5 protein-coding genes are annotated in these 2,512 nt (G+C 70.7%); all 5 read right to left on the minus strand.

Annotated features, from left to right (window positions below; translation table 11 throughout):
- Positions 1-381 (minus strand): hypothetical protein (locus EFK10_RS45705; protein ID WP_407647275.1); only part of this gene is annotated, 381 nt, incomplete at its 3' end.
- A complete protein-coding gene (locus tag EFK10_RS51685) occupies positions 382-570 on the minus strand; it encodes a hypothetical protein (protein ID WP_240677873.1) in 189 nt (62 codons plus the stop codon).
- Positions 571-713: 143 nt separating this feature from the next.
- Positions 714-1,325 (minus strand): hypothetical protein, encoded by a 612-nt coding sequence (locus tag EFK10_RS45715; RefSeq protein ID WP_127361536.1) that lies wholly within the window; start codon positions 1,323-1,325, stop codon positions 714-716.
- A 16-nt stretch (positions 1,326-1,341) separates the two neighbouring features.
- Positions 1,342-1,827 (minus strand): phage tail tube protein, encoded by a 486-nt coding sequence (locus EFK10_RS45720; RefSeq protein ID WP_127361537.1) that lies wholly within the window; start codon positions 1,825-1,827, stop codon positions 1,342-1,344.
- A gap of 145 nt (positions 1,828-1,972) precedes the next feature.
- Complete coding sequence (locus EFK10_RS45725) at positions 1,973-2,416, minus strand: hypothetical protein (RefSeq protein WP_127361538.1); 444 nt, start codon at positions 2,414-2,416, stop codon at positions 1,973-1,975.
- Positions 2,417-2,512: the final 96 nt, after the last annotated feature.

Consider the following 2,512-nt stretch of genomic DNA (forward strand, 5'->3'; position numbering starts at 1 on the left):
GACGGCCTGCGCTCGCAAAGCCCGCTCTCCGGCCATGACCGCGGCCGCCCGCTCGGTCTCCGCCCGCGCGGCCAGGTTCGCCGCAAGGGCCTGCGCCCGGCCGCTGCGTTCGGCTGCCGCCCCGGCGGCCGTCTGCGCGGCCGCGGTGCGCTCTACAGCCGCTGTGACGCGGGTCTGGGCCAAGACCGCGTCGACCGACGCGGAGGCCTGCAGACGGGCCAGGCGCTCGGTCGCCGACCCCGTCTCGATCAGTGTGCGGTTGACCTGCTGCAGCTGCCCGTCGAACTGCCGCAGTTGCGCCGAACCGGTCCGCAGACCGCTGGTGAGTCCGGCTGTCGTCGCCTGCAGGTTGACGTACAGGTTGTAGCCACTGGCGGCCACCTACTGCTCCCGTCTGGGCTTGAGCCCGATCTTGACCCCGCGCCCGTCCGGTCCGTCCGGGACCTGCTCCCGTTCCATCTCCAGCAGCTCGCACCCCGGGCAGGTGTGCGAGTCCGCCACATACGCGAACCGGTCCCCGCCCAGATCCGGCTGCCACTCATCCGCCCGCGTCCCGCAGCCCGAGCACACCGCCCGGCTGTAGGCCAGCCACGCCAGCGCCTTCGCCCGGTCCAGCGCCGACCAGCGGCCCTCCCCGGACCCGGTGAACTGCGAGTGCGGGATGCCGTAGCTGTGGCACAGCTCCAGCTCCGCCCGGAACCCCGGGTCGCAGATCAGCCTTTTCCCAGGTCCGCCCGCAGCGTCTGGTTGATGACCAGGGCGGCCGTGAACAGGGCCTTCGCGTCGCCGTCCGCCCAGGTGTCCAGCAGCTCCTGCGCGTCGGCCTCGCTCATGCCCTCGACCTCGGCGCCGCCGGCGTCACGCTCGACGTGGCAGGCCGCGATCAGCGCGGCGGGGAACGTCTCGACGTTGTACTCCATGCCCTGGTCGGCCTGCGCCTCGCTGGGCGCGTGGTCGCGCAGCAGCTGCTCCCACACCGGCCGCGGCAGCGCCCGGAACGTCAGCGTCAGCGTCGCCTCCGTCAGAGCCTCCTGCGCCCGTGTCAGGCCCGCGTCGGCGGCGACGACCTTCGGGTTGGACGCCACAAAGGCGTCGCGCTGCTCCTCGCGGATGCCCTGCTCGGTGCACTCGGCCAGCGCCCCAGCGCGGGCCTTCGCCAACGCCACGGCCGCTTCCGTAACGGCGGTCTTGGCGTCGGTGTCGTCACAGATCGACACGATGCGCTCAGCCAGCTTGCGGGCCCGCAGCCGGGCCATCTTCGCCGACCAGTGCGCGTCCTTGGCGACAGCGCCCGCCGGCGGCTGGGCAGTGGTGCTCGTGGTCATGCGGATCCCCCCAGGATCAGACGCTGGCCGGGACGGCGGCGTCGAGCGTCGGCTGGCCGGACACCGCGAACGTCACCGTGAACTTGGCCGGGTCCGAACCGGCCGAGTAGGCCGGGGCGCGCGAGGCGACACGGACGGGGAAGACGTCCATCGACTTCGACGCCGCGACGTCGCCCTTGCGCAGGATGACGACGAAGCCCTCCACGCCCTTCTTGAGCAGGGTCTCGATGGTGTCGAGGGCCTTGTCCTCGTAGAAGGTCAGGGTCGAGGCGTCGGCCTTGTCCTCGCCGGGGATCGACGTCGTCAGTGTCGATCCCAGGTCGGGGGTGTCGATCGGGGAGTTGCCCAGCGACCAGCCCGCGATGTCGGAGATCGCGCCCGACAGGTCGGTGCCCGCGGTGATCTCGGCGCGGGTCGGGATGTTGCCGACTGCGGCGATCGTCGGCAGGAAGTAGATCTTCGTGACGCCACGGCGCATGAACCGCTGCTGGGTGGTAGCCAAGGGGGGCGCTCACTCTCCGGGGACCCCAGCCCCCGGCAATGACGGAGGCCCGTCCCCAACAGGTCGCAAATGCGAACCAGGGGGTCAGCCCGTGCCGGTGCGGCCGGACGTCCGCGCGGGGCCTCCGCGGTGAGGTGCGATCCCGTCAGCTGTTCGGTGTCGACACCGTCAGGACGAATCGCTGCACGTAAGTGTAGGTCGAGTTAACGACACTGGTCCCGTCCTCCCGGTCCAGCTCCCGGCCGATCACCGTCGCCCCAACCACGTTGATCGCATTGAGGAACTGGCCACTGCCAGGCACCCGCGCCAGGAACGCCTGCCGGGCCTTGTCGGCCTGCAGCGACGCCTGCTCGGCCGTGGTGCCCACCGAGGAGACCTGCAGCAGGATGCGGGCATCAGCGTCGGCGTCCCCGAAGCTCGGCCCGATCCCGCCGGTCTGACCCAGCTCGTACAGCACGCAGTACGGGATGGTGATGCCCGTGGGCAGCGACGTCGCCGTGGGCGCCGTCCCGTACCCGCACGACCGGCCCGTAGCCGTCTGCAGCATCGTCTGCACCGCGAGCGCCACCTGCCGCCCCGACACGCTCATCTAGTGTCCTGCGTCGTAAATAGCGAGTCTAAGTATGTATACTGTTTTTATGTCACAACGAGGTCCTCGTGCTGTCGTGGTCGTCCTCTCCGATGA

This window comes from Streptomyces soli (genome assembly GCF_003999195.1).
In the GTDB taxonomy this organism is placed as follows: Bacteria; Actinomycetota; Actinomycetes; order Streptomycetales; family Streptomycetaceae; genus Actinacidiphila; species Actinacidiphila soli.